Raw genomic sequence first — 15,728 nt, 5'->3', positions numbered from 1 at the left:
CCGGTCGCCTTGTCCACCAGAAGCAAAACTCAAGCTCCAGCGACCGCGTTTCTGCCCGACCTCCCCTTCCGGGGCTACGTCAGCCCTGCCTGGTCGCATCCTCCAAAAACATTCAACGCACTGATCGATGCCGAATCAAACCCTGCTCCAACTTCTCAACGCGCGTGTACAGGATGCCCTCGCGGCCGCAGGCTGCGCGGATGCCAGTGCCAACGTCCAACCTGCCGGCCGTCCCGAGCATGGGGACTATCAGGCGAACGGGATCATGGCGGCAGCGAAATCGCGCAAACTCAATCCGCGCCAGTTGGCCCAGACGGTGGTGGAGCACCTTGATCTCGAAGGCATTGTCAGCCATGTCGAGATCGCCGGACCCGGCTTTATCAACATGACGATCGCACCGGAGTATCTCGCGCGCTGGGTGACGCAGGCGCTAAACGACAACGGTGGCCTCGCAGTGCCGCGCATGACCGGGGATGCCGTGCAATGTGTCGTGATCGACTACTCGTCGCCGAATCTCGCCAAGGAAATGCACGTGGGCCATCTGCGCTCTACCGTGATCGGCGACGCGTTGGCGCGGGTTTTGCGTTTCGTCGGTCACAAGGTGGTCGCGCAGAATCACGTCGGCGATTGGGGCACGCAATTCGGCATGCTGACCGCATCCATGGACGAAGCCGGCACAGATGACGCTTCGAACGTCGCCCTTGCCGATCTCGAAGTATTCTATCGGAATGCGAAGAAACGCTTCGACGAAGATCCGGCATTCGCCAATCGGGCGCGCGACTACGTGGTCAAACTGCAAGGCGGCGACCCGCGCGTGCTCGAACTTTGGAAGCGCTTTCTCGATGTTTCGATGAATCATTGCGAGGAGATTTATCGTCAGCTGAACGTGGGCCTGACACGGGCCGATGTGCACGGCGAAAGTGCCTATAACGACGACTTGCCGGTGGTCGTCGCCGACCTTCAGGCAAAGGGCCTCGCCGTCACGAGTGACGGTGCACAGGTGGTCTTTCTCAGCGAATTCAGCGGCAAGGACGGCGAGCCCGCGGCCTATATCGTGCAAAAACAGGACGGCGGCTACCTCTACTCCACGACCGATCTGGCCGCGACCCGCTACCGCGTCGGCACGCTAAAGGCGGACCGTGCGCTCTACGTGGTCGACGCCCGGCAGAAGCTGCATTTCCAGCAGGTGTTTTCCGTGGCGCGCCAGGCCGGTTACGTACCGCCCGAGGTCCAGCTTGAACACGTTGGATTCGGCGTGGTGCTCGGCGACGACGGCAAGCCGTTCAAAACGCGCAGCGGCGACACGGTCAAACTCGCGGAGCTGCTGGCGGAAGCGACGCAACGGGCCTTCAATCTGGTCAGCGAAAAAAGTCCCGAGTTGCCGGAAGCCGACCGGCGTGCGATTGCGCAGGTCGTCGGCATTGGCGCCATCAAGTACTTCGACCTGGCCAGGAACCGCAGCACGGATTACGTTTTCGATTGGGCCAGCATGCTGTCCTTCGAAGGCAACACTGCGCCGTACCTTCAATATGCCTACACGCGTGTCCAGAGCGTGTTGCGCCGCGCAAATGCATCGGACGTGGACGCCGCCGTAAGCCTCGTGGAACCGGCCGAGCGGCAACTTGCGCTGCAGCTGGCGCGCTTTTCCGATGCCGTGCTGGCCGTGGCGCAAGACGCGTTGCCGAATTATCTGTGCGCCTACCTGTACGATCTGGCTGCAGTCCTGATGCGCTTTTACGAAGCGTGCCCGGTGCTCAGCGCAACCGGCGAGACACGAACCAGCCGTCTGCAGTTATGCCGTTTGACTGCCGACACGCTGCGCACAGGCCTCGGGCTACTCGGGATCGATGTGCTTGAGGCGATGTGAAAAAGCCAACTCGCGGAGCGGCACGCCACAGGCACACTCCGGCAGCGGGCCGCAACGGTCCGCACAATTACAAATCGTAATTTCACAGATCGAGCGCTCGGGGGTCAGCGTGCGCCGCACGCCCGACGGCGCCTCAGAACGATTCAGTCGCGCCTCAGACGTAAACACTTCCGACCGGCTAAGAGCACTCGCCTGGCGACGGCGAGCAAGTCGGCCATGATTAGACGAAGCACTCTAGACGCCCCGGCTGGGCGTGCAGACCGGCACAGCAAATAAATCGACGAGAAAACAACAAGATTTATTTGTATCAAACTAATTTTGACTAGGCGATTGTGTCTTGGTAGTGTTTTGCAACCGTTCGTAAGACATGTGTCAACACAGCCCGTCGACCGGTAAAAATGGCCTCGGCAACATCTTGCGAATGCAAGCAACAGGCCCGCTTTGAGTTCTCGACAAGTGAGATGTGAAACGCATTAACCAGCGATCATGTAAAGCATTTAGTAAGGAATGCATAAGGTTAATGTGTGCTTGATTTAAAGATGAGAGTGTCAGCAGCAGGAAATCACAGGAGCTGACCGACACCCGCCTGGCAAGACAAAAACGCTGCGCAATCCGGCAATAGAACATTAGTGCTACTAAATACAAAGTAGCCCCCCACCGGTTTGGCCGTGCCTCGTGCATGGCAAGTCGTGGTGCGTGATGACACACGTGGGGCGGCTTGTGACGGAATACGGCGAATCTTTGCCGTGCAGAGGGTGGAGAGGTCCAAAAGGCCTCTCTTCGCACAACAGCGTCTGGCCTTACTGACAAGTGTGAGGGGAATGATGAAACAAAGGGCATTAGCAATCGCCATCAGAAGAATAATCTGGGCTGAGCTGGCATTCTCAGCTGCGATCGCCGTTCCGGCGTTTGCGCAAAGCCAGCCGGCTGCGACGGGGGCAACACCCGCAACACCTATAACAACAGCACAAAACGATGCAACGCCGGGCACGACACCAACGCCAGCGCCGGCACCCAGCGGCACGTCAGGCACCACCGGCACGGGCAGCGGCCAGGTGAAGCAGCTGCAAACCTTCCAGGTGACCGGTTCGCTGATCCGCAGTTCGGACAAGGTCGGTTTCAACCAGGTTCAGACGGTTACCCAGAAAGACATCCAGGACAGCGGGGCAACGACCGTTTCCGACTTCCTGCGGCAGACGTCGGCGAACTCGGCCGATAGCTGGAGCGAAGGCCAAACCTCGAATTTCGCTGCGGGCGCCGCCGGTATTGCCCTGCGTGGTCTCAGCGAAAAATACACCCTCGTCCTGCTCGACGGCCAGCGTGTCGCGCCGTTTGCGTTCTTTTCGAACAGCGTCGACTCGTTCTTCGACCTGAACTCGCTTCCGCTGAACGACATCGACCGCATCGAAATCGTGAAGACCGGGGCCGTTTCGCAATACGGCTCGGACGCCGTCGCCGGCGTGGTCAACATCATCACGAAGCACGACTTTCAGGGCCTGCAACTCGACGGCAGCCTGGGCACTTCGGTGAGCAACAGCGCGGGCAATGGTACGTACAAGTTTGGCGTGCTGGCTGGCTTTGGCGATCTGAATTCGGACCGCTTCAACGTCACCGTAGCGGCGAGCGCTTACAAGGACAACGGTTCCACGCTGGCCGACCGCGACTCGACGCGTAACCAGGACTTCACCGGTCAGCCGGGCGGTTATTCGTTGCTCGCGCCGTCATACTGGAACATGGCCGATGGCAGCGCGCAGGCTGTGGGCGGATGCCTCGGCGGCGGCACAACCCATCCGGCGTCCACCAACTCGCTGAGCGCGGGCTCGGCAGGTACGGTCTGCAGTTTCAACACGGCGAACGACACGTCCATCGCGCCGATGATGGAGCGCTACAACGCCAAGATTCACGCTGACTTCAAGATCAACGACACCACGACGGCGTACGCGGACTTGCTGGAAAGCTACAACCAGACCACGCAGAACGACGGTGTGCCGGTTGTCGGGAATCCGCAGGCCCCTACGCTGATCTGGAATCCGGCGACGAAGCTGCTCACGCCATTCAACTTCACGGTGCCGGCGAGCAACCCCTATAACCCGTTTGGAGTGGACACGCCGCTTACGTATGCTTTCCCGAGGGCTGTAGCGGAAACAACGGATGCCAACTATTACCGCGCATCGACAGGCATTAAGGGTTCGTTCAGCCTGCCGTACGGTGACTGGGACTGGGCAACGTCGATCAGCCATTCGCAAAGCACGGTGTCGAACACGTACAGCAACCAGTTGAACGCGAGCGCGCTGGCCAACATCTACCAGAACGGCGTGTTCAACTTCGGCAATCCCGCGTCAACGCCGAACGGACTGAACGGTCTGTTCCAGAACGCGAACAATCTGGGTATCTCGAAGCTCGATACGGTTGACGCGACGATTTCGACGCCAAACCTGTTCCATTTGCCTGCGGGCGACGTGGGTGTGGGTTTCGGCGCGCAGTTTACGCACCAGAGCGAAACCCTCACGCCGGGTTACGAGTATGAGCAGGGCATCGTCACCAGTCCGGACCTCCAGACGGTGGATGGCCAGCGTAACGTGGCGGCCGTGTACTACCAGATCGACATTCCGATCGTGAAGAACCTGACGTTCAGCCAGTCGGGACGTTACGACCACTACAGCGATGTCGGCGGCGCGTTCTCGCCACGCTTTGCCTTGCGTTATCAACCGGTGCAGGCACTGACGATGTATACGTCGTACAGCCGCGGCTTCCGTGCACCGACGTTCGTTGAAAACAGCGCATCGCAAACGCTGGGGCTTCAGGTGAATCAGGCGACCGGCCAGAACTACACCTCGATTACAGAGGGTAATCCGAATCTGGCGCCTGAGCATACGAAGAACTTCAACATCGGCTTCGAACTGTCGCCAACGCGGACCACCGACGTCGGCCTCGACTGGTACAAGATTCGCGTCGACAACGTGATCGGCCAGGGTGCGCCTTCGCAGGTTGTTACCGACGCCAACGGCAACCTCCTGTACGAAGTCATCCCCTATCAGAACCTGGGCTACCTCGACACGAACGGCTTTGAAGGCACGCTGCGTCAGGCGCTGCCGACGAAGGTCGGTACCTTCACTCTCGCGGCTGACTGGGCTTACGTGAACAGCTTCAAGCTCGGCACCCCAGGTCAGGCGCCGATCAATGGTGCAGGCAACAACTACACCATCACGCAACCGTTCGGCGGCAGCTTCCCGCGCTGGAAGGGCAACACCTCGATCGACTGGAATTACCAGAAGTGGGACGCTCAGTTGACGTGGGAGTTTACGGGCCCGTACGCGCAGAATCTCTTGCCGGCCCCCGCTCCGGGCAAGGTTGGCTCGTATAGCCAGTTCAACCTGATGGTGCAGTACACGGGCTTCAAGCACTGGACGCTCTACGGCGGTGTCGACAACATCTTCAACCGCACGCCTCCGTACGATCCGATCTTTGCGAACGGCACGCTGGACCAGAGCGGTTACGACACGTCGATTTATAACTACCTTGGCGTATTCGCGCAGATTGGCGCAACGTACAAGTTCTAAGGACGTAGCGCGACTAGTAGTAGCTCTTCAGACCGCTCCGGCTCTCCTTGCGAGAACCGGAGCGCTAGTATGAGCAGGACACCTGATCTCTTTTGCGGTTACCCACACTAACGCTCAGATTTCGTCCGCGAATTCGTCGAGAAAGCGCTGCAGGCGTTCATGGCGGAGCTGTGCCAAACAGGCGCCCGTTTCAGTCTGGAAACCCGAAGCGAGTTTAAGAAGCTTCGCGCGGAAATGATCGAGCGCGAATCTTCGGTCATCCAGAGGCCGCTCCGATGCATGCGGATCGACCGGGTCATACAGCGCGCTGCCCATGCGGCCGGCGACATAAAAACACCGCGCCACGCCGAGCATGCCGATTGCATCCAAACGATCCGCGTCTTGCAGCGTCTTCGCCTCAACCGTCAGCGGCGCAACGCCAGCTGAAAAACTGTGTGCAGCGACGGCGTGCGCGACGGCTTCAACCTTGGCGGGTGGCCAGTCGAGCGCGAGCAGCACATGTGCGGCCTTGTCGGCGGAAAGACGCGACGCCTGACTGCGCAGCGGCGAGTCTTTCTCGGTCGGGACACAGTCGTGCAGCAGCGTCGCGGCGAACAGCACTTGCGCATCGCCGCCTTCCTTCGCCTGAATCGCCGCCGCATTTTTCCACACACGCTGCAAATGCGAGGTGTCATGCGAGCCGTCGCCGCCCGTGTCGCCCGTTTGCGGCAGCAAGGTGTTGGCCAGATCCTGGAAGGGGAAAAATGCAGGGTGCGTCATGAGGGTGATGGCAATCGCCAGTTGGGTAAGCCGGCGATTATCGCCTGGGACACCCTGACTCGCGGATTATTCAGTTCGCCTCGACCATCGACCGCAGCGCTACATCGCGGATCTCCAGCACCTCGAAGATCCCTAAAGCCCGCAGTGCCGGCAGGGCGTCGACGATATCGCGCTCTGCGTCAGCCCTTCCCTGCGCAGACGAACGGCGGTCCGTCCAGATTCTCGCGTTGGCGAGAAACGCACCCACGGTTCCCTTGCGCACCACAACCCCATTGATATCCCCCTGATTCAGATGGTCGGGTAACAGATCTTGTGCTTTCATCTTTAGCTTCCTTCATTGGTGATTTGAACCGGCCGCAGGTAGGCCACGCATCCGCCCATCAAGCCACGCCGCCGGAAAGATTCCACTGTAGATGGACGAGTCCAGCACGTCTCCGGTATAAAGGCCATTCAATACGTCGTTCCGGCCATGTCAGATCCTTTGATTTCCGTGCACGAGGCGGAATCCGCCAGCGGGCCTTTCCTGATCGCTGTCGAACGCAGCGGTGCTGAAACGCGCATCACGCCCACGCATCAGCACGCCCGCGGCCAGTTGCTCGGCGCGTTGCACGGCTTGCTGTCGGTCGGGATCGCTAACCAGCAGTGGGTCGTGCCCGCCGTGCACGCGGTCTGGATTCCACCGCATCGGACGCATTCGCTGCGCTCGCACGGATCGTATTCTGGCTGGAGCGTCTATATCGACGAAGCGGCGTGTGCGGAGCTGCCCGCCGAACCCTGCACGATCAGGATGTCGGCGCTGCTGCGGGAAGCCGTCAAGCGTGCTGCGAGCTGGCGCGCGGCGGTGCTCGATACGGCGCAGTTGCGCGTGGCAGGCGTGATCGTCGACGAAATCCAGAGCTTGCCGCGCGAGCGTCTGGGCTTGCCGATGCCCCTCGACAGCCGCTTGCAGCGCGTCGCCCATGCGCTCACCGAAGACCTCGCGGACAACCGCCGGCTGGAACAGTGGGCCGCGTGGGCGGCGATGTCGCCGCGTACCTTGAGCCGCCGCTTTGTCGACGAGACCGGCTTCAGCTTTGCCGAATGGCGGCAACAAGCGCGCCTCTTGCGCGCACTCGAAATGCTGGCCACGCAGACGCCAGTCACGAGCGTGGCGCTCGAGCTCGGCTACGACAACGTGAGCGCTTTCATTGCGATGTTCAAGCGCGCCATGGGCACCACGCCAAGCCGCTATTTCCATTCATACGACGGAATTTCCGCGCGAGCGCCCTCTTCGGCAGGCAGCGAAGAAGAAGATGCCACGTAGCGCTCGCGATTGCCGTTGGCCTGGCACCGCGAGGCTGGCGCGACTACGGGCTTCTCACCGGTGGGCACAGTTAAAGTGCAGTGGTACGTGTTGAAAGGTATGATGGTTCCCCGCGCGCCCTGCCACGCCGGCAGCGCGCGACCCGCGGTTGCGGCGAAGCCTGGCCGGCGTCGCAACCGCGCGCACGAAGTACGTGCCCGAAACCGAATCTAACCACGGAGTGAACGATATGGCTTTGCACAAGGCAGTTTTGGTAGCAGTGGCACTCGCAGCATGTATCGACGCGCACGCACAGGTCGCCGGCACGCAGCCTCTGAGCGTCACGGTCGAGCAATCGCAGGCGCTTCTGCAAGGCTGGAGCGTGAAGAAGAGCGTGCTGGGCAAATCGGTCTATAACGACCAGAACGAAAAAATCGGCTCAGTCAAAGACCTGATCGTGGCACCGGACGGCTCCGTTTCGGCGGCTATCCTCGCAGCAGGCGGATTCCTCGGCGTCGCCACGCATGACGTCGCGGTGCCCATCGCCGCGCTCGACATTCGTGGCGGCAATCTGTATCTGCCGGGCGCGACCAAGGACGCACTGAAGGCAACGCCTGAGTTCCAGTACGCAAAGGTGCAAACACCGCCCAAGCCCAAGAAGGTTCAGGCGCAGTGACCCTGCAGTAGACCGCAGTGATCTGTTATCAGCAGTCCTGAGCTGAGGTTGTTGCGGCTGGCAGGGTCAGCCGCAACTCAACCGCAAGCGCAGCGCACCGGTTCGAGCCTTGCACTCGAATGAAAAGGATTCTCGCGATCGGCAAAGCTGTCGTGGCGGATCCACGCAAAATGCGCGACGTCGATAAAACCTTCTGTCTGGCGTCCCGCTGGATCACGATGCCTGCGTGCATCGCTACTTTGCCGCGGCACGCCCCCACGCGAGTTCGACGAACACCCGGCACAACGCCTCCATTCCCCTAGCGTCCTCGTCGTCGAAGCGCGCAATCAGCGGACTGTCGACGTCCCAGACGCCGATCAACGAGCCGTCGGCGGCAATCAGCGGTACGACGATTTCCGACTGCGATGCCGAATCGCAGGCGATATGCCCGGGAAACTCATGAACGTCACGCACGACCTGGGTCGCACGGGTCTGCGCCGCAGTCCCGCACACGCCCTTGCCGAGCGCGATACGCACACAGGCCGGCTTGCCCTGAAACGGCCCGACCACCAGTTCGACGCCGTCGAAGAAATAAAATCCCGCCCAGTTCAAGCCTTCGAGCGAGTTGAACACGAGCGACGAGAAATTCGCCGCGTTGGCGATACGATCGGTCTCGTCAGCGAGCAGCGAGCGCGCCTGGGCGATCAGCTCTTCATACTGGGCAGCCCTGGAAAGTTCGGTTGAAGCGGTAGAAACCTGAAACATGATGCCGTCCGTTGCGGATACCAAAGAAGCGGAGCGGCCACCGGCCTTGCGCGCCGGCCAGGCCGCTCCTGCGTTATGCGAACGCGTATCTTACGCCCGTCACGTCGGCTCGGCATGGGTGCCGCCATCGGTGGCCGGGTTCGTGTCGTCATGACAGCACGATCCAGCGCGGCCGGCGACCGCCGCCGGCGCGTCGTACTCCAGCTTCGGATACCAGTCCTTGCCACGGCCAGCCGGCGTCATGTCGAGCAAGGTCCAAAGCGGCATGATATCGGGGGCGCCGCGCGGATCCTGACCGGGATCGGCGGTCTGCGGTCCCATCTCCTCGCCCCAGAAATGCCGCAGCACGCCACCGGTGCGCGTGAAGACGTTGAACGCCGGGGTGTCGTCGCCGTCCGGGTCCTCATTGGCGTAATCGCGATTGAAGCTGTTGCCGCCCGACGAATACAGCCTCAGGTGGCGCCAACCCCGCTCGTTTTTGAACGCTACCAACCGCTCGATAGGTGATCGCGCAACCACCGCGAACGCCACCCGTTGCAGAATATCGGGCATCTGGCCGTCGAGGGCGCTCAGACACGACGTGCACATCGGACATGAGCGTGCAGTCTTCGGACCGTACATCCAGTTGTAGACGATCAGGGTATCGTGGGTACCGAACATCTCCGCGAGCGTCGCCGGCCCGTGTTCGCCGTCGAAGCGGTACTCCTGTGGCACCTTCCCGCCTGTCGGCAGCGCGCGACGCAGGGCGGCCACCCGCTCGATATGGCGACGCAGTTCGATTTCTTCCGCCAGCAGCGCATTGCGGGCCTCGCGATAGCGCGCGTCTTCGCCCGGGAATCGCCGCGGCGACTGCGCCAGCACCCGGGCCGGCTTCAGGCCTTGGGCAAATCCATCCGTGTAAATCATCCGTTACCTCCTGCCTGGTTTCGAGGAAATAAGGGCGCAAAAAACGGTCTGATGCGCGGCCTGGCTTTGCCGCATGACCGTCGATACCGCCCTACCTTCACGACGAACGGGAGATCGAAGAATCGACAGCGTCACCTCACAAACCCCTGGCGCCGCAACGTAATCGCGCATTACGGGTTGCCGGCTGCTACGCGCAGGGATATTGTCCATATAATCTAAAAAATGCACCGCAACGGTCGGCAATGGTGGGGGACAAGGTTTTCGCCATGCCGGCCGCAGACTGAAAACTGACTCCGGGGTCAAACCGTGCGCCGTCCGCCGAAGCTGACATACCTCGCGCTGATCGCCGTTTCGCTCGTGTGCCTGCACGTCATATGTCTACTGGCGTTTCGTGCGCAGGCAACGGTCGTCACCTACCCGTTCATGGTGCTGGCGCCCTCGCTTGCCTGCGCCAGTTGCTGCTGGCGGGCCGCGACCGAGCTTCCCGCGTCGCGTTCGCCCTGGATTCTGCTGAGCGCCGGGATGTTTTTGTGGACGTGCGGCATCTTCCTGAGTGCCTGGGAAGATATTTTCCAGCACATTCCGCAAAGCGCCGCGTGGTTCTCCGATTTCTCGTTCTTCCTGTATGGCGTACCGGTTCTGCTCGCCGTTTCGTCGGTATCGGACAAGCAACGCATCCCCTTCTTCATCTGGATGGACGCGGCCCAGGCGCTGCTGACCGGCTTTCTCCTGTACGTGAGCATTTTCTCCGTGGTGCCGTTTTCCGACGCCCCGCTCGAGCCAGTCTCGGCTACAACCCTGGTTCTGACCTACAACGCCGAGAACGTCATTCTCGCGATCGCCGCGAGCCTGCGTCTGCTTGCCCAGCCGCGTGGACAGGAGCGCAGATTCTATGCGCTGCTGTTCTGCTTCCTGTGGATCTACGCCGTCGCGGCCTACGTCTATAACAACTGGGCCGCCTCGACCGATGGGCACGCGCCGATGGACATCCTCGTCGATCTGCCGTTCCTGTTCCTCGCCGTGGCAGCGGTGGCGTCGCGGCCGTCGCGCCCGCTGCTCGAGGAGGTGAAGCACAAGCAGGCGCTCGCGCTGTTCATCGAGAACGTCAGTCCGATCTTCTATACGGTGGCCCTGCTCGCGCTCAGCATCTCGCTGATACACGAGCATTTTTATGCAGGAACGGTGGGGATTTTCACGGCTCTCGTGGTCTATGCCACGCGCTCGACTACGCTGCAGGCCCGGTATATCCGCGTGCAACGCGAGCTGCACGAGGCACGCGACCGGCTCGAACAGATGGCGCTCACCGATGCGCTGACCAATACCGCCAATCGCCGGCGTTTCGACGACGCGCTGACGCTCGAGTGGAATCGCGCCGTGCGCAACCGGCATCCGCTCGCGCTGCTGCTGATCGATATCGACTACTTCAAGATGCTCAACGACCGCTATGGTCATCCTGCGGGAGACAGGTGTCTCGTATCCGTCGCGCTCGCGCTGCAGTCGGCGTTGCCGCGCAGCGGCGATCTGCTCGCGCGCTACGGCGGCGAGGAGTTTGCGGCCATTCTGCCCTCAACCGATGAAGCCGGCGCACGCCTGGTAGCCCTAACGATGCAGGACGCAATCCGCGCACTGAAGATCCGCAACGAGACCTCCACGGGGCTCTTTGTCACCGTCAGCGTCGGCATTGCGGTGTTCGAATCGGCACATGCCGGCACCGCTGAAATCATCGAGGCCGCCGATCAGGCGCTCTACCGGGCCAAGCAGCTTGGCCGCAATCGCATAGAAGCGACTGCGCAGCACGATTTTCTGCGCAATGGCACGCAGTAGGCTTGCGGTCGGCACGCGGCAAGTCGTGGCTCGAAGCGCCCTCGTCGCGCCAGTGTCAGCTTCGGCCTCATCAAAGCGATTCAGCCTGAATGTCCGCCTCTTCGAACCGCTTCCACCGGTAGATAGCCGCCGAAAGCAGCCAGCTGACGATAAACACGCCGACGATCCCATAGCCAATGAGGCCGAAATTGTCGTTCAGGCTGCCGATGAAACTCCAGAACGCACCCGACAGATGCAGCTGGTCGGCGAGCAACCCAAGCCCTTCGATCCCACCCACCAGCAGCGCCACGACGACCGAGATCGTGGTGATGGTGATGTTGTAGTAGAGCTTGCGGATCGGCTTGACGAAGGCCCAGCCATAGGCGCCCAGCATCAGGATGCTGTCGGTGGAATCGATCAGCGTCATGCCCGCAGTGAACAGCACCGGAAACACCAGGATCGACCAGATCGGCAGCCCTTGCGCCGCGCTCGCCGCGGAAATGCCCAGCAAACCAACCTCAGTTGCAGTATCGAAGCCAAGGCCGAACAGAAAACCCAGCAGGTACATATGCCGGCTTTTCGTGATCAGACGGAACAGCGGGCGGAAAATGCGTGCAAGAAAACCGCGGTTGTTCAGCAGCAGATCGAAGTCTTCGTCGTTGTAGGGCTCCCCGTTGCGCACGCGGCGAAACGCGCGGATCACCGAGCGCAGGATCACGAGGTTCATCAGCGCAATCGCGAACAGGAACAGTGTGGAGACGATCGTGCCGATCACCGCACCGATTTCCTTGAGCCCATCCATCCGGCTTTGCAGCGCCAGGGCCGTGGCGGCGATGCCGGCCGAGGCCAGCACCACGATCGTGGAATGCCCGAGCGAAAACATCAGCCCGATGCTGACCGGCCGCTTGCCGGCCTGCATCAGCTTGCGCGTCACGTTGTCGATGGCGGCGATGTGATCGGCATCCACCGCATGCCGCAAGCCGAACGAATAGGCCAGCAGGCTCGTACCCATCAGCAGCGGATAGTGGTGAAACGCGATGAACGCCCATAGCCAGGCGGCGATGTTGAACACCACCAGGAAGCCGTATAGCCCGACGATTTTCCGCCTCAATTGACCACCGCCGCCCAACAACGCTTTCATCAGATCCGTCACTGCCTGCCTCCCTGCATGCCCGGGTCGACAGCCTGCCGCCATGGCTCACTGTCGCGCTCTTGAAGTTGTCCGCCACAATAGTACTTTTTTCAAAAAAGATCATATCGATCCTGTTCCGTTTAGCATGCGGGACGGCCACTAACCGCCCAGCGAGCGCGGCACGCGCGGCGAGTGCGATAATCGAGGGCTACGACCGTGCCTTCAGGAGAGCATTTTGAGCAGCATCGACAATCCTTTACATGACCGCGAAGTCGGTGTGGCCGACCCGACCCAGGACACGACCCGTATCGACGACGTGCGGATCGGCGCGGTACGCCCGCTCATTTCACCGGCACTGCTGCAGGACGAGCTGCCGGTACCGCTGGGCGTGCAAACGCTCGTCGAGCAAAGCCGCGTGGCCATTGCCGACATCCTGCACGGTCGCGACGACCGGCTGGTGGTAGTGGTCGGCCCGTGTTCGATCCACGACCACGACCAGGCGCTCGACTACGCGCGCCGCCTCAAGCACGCCGCGGATGCGCTGAGCGAAGACCTGCTGATCGTGATGCGCGTGTACTTCGAAAAACCGCGCACCACGGTGGGCTGGAAAGGCTATATCAACGACCCGCGTCTCGACGGCAGTTTCCGCATCAACGAGGGGCTGCGCCGGGCGCGTCAACTGCTGCTGGAAATCAGCGAACTCGGTTTGCCCACCGCGACCGAATTCCTCGATCTGCTGAGCCCGCAATACATCGCCGATCTCGTGGCGTGGGGCGCGATTGGCGCGCGCACTACCGAAAGCCCGAGCCACCGTCAGCTTGCTTCGGGCATGAGCTGCCCGATCGGCTTCAAGAACGGCACCGATGGCGGCGTGCAGATCGCCGCCGACGCGATCGTGGCGGCACGAGCCAGCCACGCGTTCATGGGCATGACCAAAATGGGCATGGCGGCGATCTTCGAAACGCGCGGCAACGACGACGCGCACGTGATTCTGCGTGGCGGCAAGAAAGGGCCGAACTACGACAGCGCCTCAGTGGAAGAGAGTTGCGCGGCGCTCAGAAAGGCGGGCTTGCGCGAGCAGGTCATGATCGACTGCTCGCATGCCAATTCGGGCAAGTCGCATCTGCGACAGATCGAAGTGGCGCAAGACCTGGCGCAGCAGCTCAGTCAAGGCGAAAAGCGCATCATCGGCGTGATGATCGAGAGCAATCTGGAGGAAGGCCGCCAGGATCTGAAGCCGGGCGTGCCGCTGCGCTGCGGCGTGTCGATCACCGATGCGTGTCTGAGCTGGGTGCAGACCGAGCCCGTACTGGACACTCTGGCCAAGGCGGCACGCGAGCGCCGCGCACGCTGAAGCCAGCGCGCTGGTGTTTCCAGTGATGGCCATGGTGGCGCTGGTTGCCGTGAAGACGTTGCCGCGAATCGAAAAGCCATAGCGCACGCTGGCGCGGCCGACAACTCAGGGCCTGACGCTATCGCGCAGGCCTGTTCATCCGAGTCACCTGCCGCCTGTCAACGCCCAGCCGGGGCCGGCTCAGGCGTCACGCCGTGACCGCTCACGACGTTGTTGCGCTCGACGGTCATAACGGGTTCGCGTACCGTTTGCACTTCCTGCTCCGACTGTACATCGACCCACGGCGCATCGACCGAAAACGCGAACATGTTGACGCCGTTCGCGCTCTCGACCGACACCTTGCCGCGGTGCATCTCGGCGATCGCCTTGACGATCGCAAGACCGAGGCCGTGATTCTCGCGGCTATTCGTGCGTGACTCTTCCGCCCGGTAGAAGCGGTCGAACAGATGATCCAGTCTCGACGGGTCGATCGCCTGACCTGGGTTCGCCACCGCGATCCGCACCTGACCGTCCTGGCGCGAAATCGTCACCGTGACCGTGTCGCCGGGCGCGCAGTGCTGGATCGCATTCATCAGCAGATTGGTACAGGCGCGGCCGAACAGCGAACGGTTGACCGGCGCAAACGCATCGCCGCGTGACACGGCGCGCACCTGTGCCTCGTCGAACGGAATCTCGAGAAACTCCAGCGTGCGCGCCACTTCCGCGGCGAGCGACACTTCGACGAGCCCCGTGGCGCGCTCGCCCTGATCGGCCCGCGCAAGAAACAGCATGTCGTTGATGATCCCGCGCATGCGTTCGAACTCTTCCAGATTCGACTGCAGCGTGTGACGCAGATCTTCCACGGAACGGTTGCGTGTCAACGCAACCTCGGTTTGACCGATCAGAATCGTCACCGGCGTGCGCAGTTCATGGGCCACGTCGGCATTGAACGACTCGAGCCGCCCGTAAGCGCCGTCGAGCCGCTCCAGCGCGCCGTTGAAGGAATGGGCCAGATCGTTCAGTTCGTGCGGCAGCGCCGCCGTATTCAGGCGCTGCGAACGGTTGTTCGGACTGACCTCGGAGGCGTCCTTGGTCAGACGCCTGAGCGGCGCGAGACCGATACGCGTGACCGAGTAACTGAGGAGCAGCACCGCAAGACTGCCCAAGGTAGACAGCGCGGTGAGCGCGGCGCCGAAGGCCCGCATGGTGCGCACATTCGGCTGACAACTTGCCGCCACCTGCAGTTGCACCGCTGGCCGCACGCCCGCTGGCGGCACCACCAGCGTGCGCGTCAGCATGGCCGGCCCGCCCGCCACGGGCTCGACCCGCGTATAACCGCCCGCCCAGCTATCGGTGACGCGCCCCTGAACCGGCGCACCGTAGTGGAAATCCGGATCGTCGCTAGAAACCGAGTACATCGTCGCACCGTCGCGCGGCGACATATCGGTCAGCTTCTCGCGCGCCATCCGCCATTTATCCAGCGTAACCGAGTGGTACACGATGATCTTCGCGATCTCCATGCGGTCGTCGAGCGACTCGCGCAAATGGTGATCCAGCTGCGAGCGCATCACGAGAAACAGGCCCGAGCCGACCAGCGTGAACACCGACAATGCGACGAGGGCAAACATCATCGCAAGGCGGCGCGCAATCGAGCGGTTAATTGAGC

12 protein-coding genes are annotated in these 15,728 nt (G+C 61.8%); 6 read left to right on the top strand and 6 right to left on the bottom strand.

The window, feature by feature from the left end; translation table 11 throughout:
* Window positions 1–127 precede the first annotated feature (127 nt).
* Together argS and P3T20_RS29745 are read left to right on the top strand one after the other, a co-directional pair.
* Entirely contained in the window at window positions 128–1,867 is a 1,740-nt protein-coding gene (gene argS, locus P3T20_RS29750) for an arginine--tRNA ligase (RefSeq protein WP_429288631.1), read from the top strand.
* 824 nt (window positions 1,868–2,691) lie between these two features.
* A complete protein-coding gene (locus tag P3T20_RS29745; RefSeq protein WP_074268155.1) occupies window positions 2,692–5,427 on the top strand; it encodes a TonB-dependent receptor in 2,736 nt (911 codons plus the stop codon).
* A 114-nt stretch (window positions 5,428–5,541) separates the two neighbouring features.
* Here the strand turns inward: P3T20_RS29745 and P3T20_RS29740 are convergent, their stop codons facing one another.
* Both P3T20_RS29740 and P3T20_RS29735 read right to left on the bottom strand, forming a co-directional pair.
* Window positions 5,542–6,186, bottom strand: coding sequence for an HD domain-containing protein (locus P3T20_RS29740; protein WP_074268154.1), 645 nt, complete (start codon window positions 6,184–6,186; stop codon window positions 5,542–5,544).
* A 70-nt stretch (window positions 6,187–6,256) separates the two neighbouring features.
* Window positions 6,257–6,508, bottom strand: a complete 252-nt coding sequence (locus P3T20_RS29735) for a hypothetical protein (RefSeq protein WP_074268153.1) — start codon at window positions 6,506–6,508, stop codon at window positions 6,257–6,259.
* 147 nt (window positions 6,509–6,655) lie between these two features.
* Between P3T20_RS29735 and P3T20_RS29730 the strand changes: the two genes are divergently transcribed.
* Complete coding sequence (locus P3T20_RS29730) at window positions 6,656–7,489, top strand: AraC family transcriptional regulator (protein ID WP_074268152.1); 834 nt, start codon at window positions 6,656–6,658, stop codon at window positions 7,487–7,489.
* 229 nt (window positions 7,490–7,718) lie between these two features.
* On the top strand, window positions 7,719–8,144 hold the full coding sequence (locus P3T20_RS29725) for a PRC-barrel domain-containing protein (RefSeq protein WP_074268151.1): 426 nt from the start codon (window positions 7,719–7,721) through the stop codon (window positions 8,142–8,144).
* A 234-nt stretch (window positions 8,145–8,378) separates the two neighbouring features.
* Here the strand turns inward: P3T20_RS29725 and P3T20_RS29720 are convergent, their stop codons facing one another.
* Together P3T20_RS29720 and P3T20_RS29715 are read right to left on the bottom strand one after the other, a co-directional pair.
* A complete protein-coding gene (locus P3T20_RS29720; RefSeq protein WP_074268150.1) occupies window positions 8,379–8,888 on the bottom strand; it encodes a GAF domain-containing protein in 510 nt (169 codons plus the stop codon).
* Window positions 8,889–8,987: 99 nt separating this feature from the next.
* A complete protein-coding gene (locus tag P3T20_RS29715) occupies window positions 8,988–9,794 on the bottom strand; it encodes a DUF899 family protein (RefSeq protein WP_083611693.1) in 807 nt (268 codons plus the stop codon).
* A 306-nt stretch (window positions 9,795–10,100) separates the two neighbouring features.
* Between P3T20_RS29715 and P3T20_RS29710 the strand changes: the two genes are divergently transcribed.
* Entirely contained in the window at window positions 10,101–11,618 is a 1,518-nt protein-coding gene (locus P3T20_RS29710; protein WP_074268149.1) for a GGDEF domain-containing protein, read from the top strand.
* Window positions 11,619–11,688: 70 nt separating this feature from the next.
* Here P3T20_RS29710 and P3T20_RS29705 read toward each other — a convergent pair whose 3' ends face one another.
* Entirely contained in the window at window positions 11,689–12,738 is a 1,050-nt protein-coding gene (locus tag P3T20_RS29705) for a HoxN/HupN/NixA family nickel/cobalt transporter (protein ID WP_429288679.1), read from the bottom strand.
* A 226-nt stretch (window positions 12,739–12,964) separates the two neighbouring features.
* Here P3T20_RS29705 and P3T20_RS29700 point away from each other — a divergent pair, with 226 nt between their 5' ends.
* Window positions 12,965–14,083 (top strand): 3-deoxy-7-phosphoheptulonate synthase, encoded by a 1,119-nt coding sequence (locus P3T20_RS29700; protein ID WP_074268148.1) that lies wholly within the window; start codon window positions 12,965–12,967, stop codon window positions 14,081–14,083.
* A gap of 158 nt (window positions 14,084–14,241) precedes the next feature.
* Here P3T20_RS29700 and P3T20_RS29695 read toward each other — a convergent pair whose 3' ends face one another.
* Window positions 14,242–15,723, bottom strand: coding sequence for a heavy metal sensor histidine kinase (locus tag P3T20_RS29695; protein WP_174567564.1), 1,482 nt, complete (start codon window positions 15,721–15,723; stop codon window positions 14,242–14,244).
* Window positions 15,724–15,728: the final 5 nt, after the last annotated feature.

The organism is Paraburkholderia sp. GAS206C (assembly GCF_050435645.1).
Classification (GTDB): Bacteria; Pseudomonadota; Gammaproteobacteria; order Burkholderiales; family Burkholderiaceae; genus Paraburkholderia; species Paraburkholderia phenazinium_B.
This window is presented reverse-complemented; position numbering and strand designations above follow the sequence as displayed.